We start from the raw sequence: 2,233 nt of genomic DNA on the forward strand, positions 1-2,233 counted from the left end.
GCCCGCGGGAGGCAAAATGCTCCAATTTCATCCACGCCCCCGCACGGAGGGCGACGGCTCCAGCATAACCGGCTGACAGACCATCGAAAACGGACTTGATGTCGCGAACCCTGGATAATTGCTGATGTGCCGGCTTGGGGTTGCAGACCGGCACTGCGGAAGTCCGCGATGATTCAAGGGATCGCAGAGCGTGCGAACCTGCCGGGGATTCCGTGGCCGCTTGGGGTTCGCGCGAGAGCCGCGCAAGCGCACGCTCGCTTACAGTATGAGGGGTTCGTCCAGGTCGGTTGGCGGGCGGGTGCCGACATGCTCCACCTTGTGCCGTGCCGACGAACCAAGCAAATAGAAGCGCAGGCTGTCGGTCTTGGGGTCGATCGGGTCCAGCAGCCGAGCGCGGAGTGCGGTCCATTGTGCCGGATCCACGGTGCATTCGAATACCGAGAACTGCACCCGCACGCCATGGTCCTGGCAAGCCCTCGCCACACGGCGCAGGCGCCGCCGGCCGGCCGGGGTTTCGGTGGACACGTCATAGCAAACCAGCACCAGCACGGCTTTGCGCTCACTTCCACAGGAAAGGCGGGTAAGCGTCCAGATCACCCCGCAAGTGCCGCGCCAGCAGCCGGGCCTGGGCGTGCCACATCAGCCCGAACGGCAGCACCTAAAGCCGCTCCTCGATCTCCACGCCGTCGGGAAGGCCGTCGCGCGCGATGGCGACGGTGTAATCGTCGAACCGGCGCGGGGCGGTGACGCCGTCCTTCAGCTGGACCTTCACCCGGTCCAGCAGCGTGTGTGCCGGCACCTCGCCCAGGGGGAGCGGTGGCGGAACACCACCAGCCTGCGCGCCGCCATCTCGCCGCGCGCGGCGGAGCGGTCATGGTCGAACATCAGCAGCAGCGACTGGAAGAAGGCCTCCAGATCGGCGTCGGAAAAGCCGGTCTGCTTCGCCAGATGCGGAGAGATGAAGCCGCGCGCCGCATACAGCCTGTAGGGCACGATGTATTTGCGGCCCATGGTGCGGTTGTCGCCATGCTGCTTCTCGGCCTCCGCATCCGTCGTCACCGCCATGCGGGTGACGGCGACCTCGGTCGGAACGATGGGGTCGATGCTCTCCGCGAAGGTCAACTGCACCGGGCCGCGTACCTGCCCGCAATTGGTGTCCGTCGTCATCACCGCGCCGAAGGTGCGGATATCGAAGAAATTCCGGCACATCCACCCCGTCACCGCGGCGGCGCCGTCTCCCTTCGGCAGCTTCTTGTTCTCGGATTTGATCCCGGTGGCTTCATAGGCGCGGGCGTGCTGCCGGTTCAGCACCGCCTTTTCGCGGACATAGATCTCGTAGTCCGCCTCGCCGCCGCGGGTCAGCTCGATGAAATTGCGGACCTTGCGCTTCAGGCACACGTCGGTGACCAGCCCCCGCCCGGTCTCCGGGTCCAGGCGCGGCATGTTGCCGGCGTCGGGGTCGCCGTTCGGGTTGCCGTTGCGCACGTCGAACAGATAAACGAACTCGATGCGGGACTCGTGAATGCCCATGGCGGCTCACTCCGGGATGGGGATGGTGACGACCGGCGTGTCGTCTTCGATGTCGGCGGACTCCGAACCGGTGGTGTCGGCACCGGGAGCGGCGGCCTTGCCGGTCTTGCGGTCGGCGCGCTCGTGGTAATAGCCGAGGAAGAAAAGCCCGCGCTGCTCCAGGTCCAGCGTCGCCGGAAAGCCGGTCAGCGGCCCCTGGATGTCCTGCAATGCCGAATCCAGCACACGGGCGAGACCGGGCTTGGCCCCGCGCACCTTCTTCAGATGCTTCTGTGACAAATCCAGCAGGAACGGGAAGGCGGCGCGCGGCGTGGAGGACGCGGCGCCCATGTGCTTGTCGCGGATGGTGGCGTTCAGGTCACGCCCATCGGCGGCGGCCTGCTGGATGCGTTCCAGCACCGCGAACAGGCGGCCCAGCCGATAGCCGGGATCGGTGCGGGTCGGATCGAGGCTCACGAGGCTGTCCCCCTCTTGCCCAAGGCCGGCAAGGCGCCGGCGGCGCACCAGCACCGCCTTCAGCAGCGCCATGCGCGGGTGGTTGATCGTGTGGTCGGCGCGGATGCGGTCGAGCAGGATGGCCAGCAGGCTGGCCGGGTACGCCCCGCCGCCCAGCACCGCGCGCAGCAGGTCGCCCTGCAGCTTGGCCAGCCCCCGGTCGTTCGGATCGGGTCGGGCATATCCCCCTCGCGGCCGTACTTGGCCT

At 67.4% G+C, this 2,233-nt stretch carries 2 protein-coding genes and 1 pseudogene; all 3 read right to left on the bottom strand.

Annotated elements, in window-relative coordinates; all coding sequences use genetic code 11:
• Nucleotides 1-258: 258 nt before the first annotated feature.
• Nucleotides 259-549, bottom strand: a complete 291-nt coding sequence (gene cas2 / locus I71_RS13760; RefSeq protein ID WP_042695424.1) for a CRISPR-associated endonuclease Cas2 — start codon at nt 547-549, stop codon at nt 259-261.
• A gap of 109 nt (nt 550-658) precedes the next feature.
• Nucleotides 659-1,530: pseudogene (gene cas7c / locus I71_RS13765) on the bottom strand (type I-C CRISPR-associated protein Cas7/Csd2).
• A gap of 6 nt (nt 1,531-1,536) precedes the next feature.
• Nucleotides 1,537-2,233 (bottom strand): type I-C CRISPR-associated protein Cas8c/Csd1 (locus I71_RS13770; RefSeq protein ID WP_042695425.1); only part of this gene is annotated, 697 nt, incomplete at its 5' end.

The sequence above is a fragment of the Azospirillum sp. B506 genome, assembly GCF_000333595.1.
Lineage (GTDB): Bacteria > Pseudomonadota > Alphaproteobacteria > Azospirillales > Azospirillaceae > Azospirillum.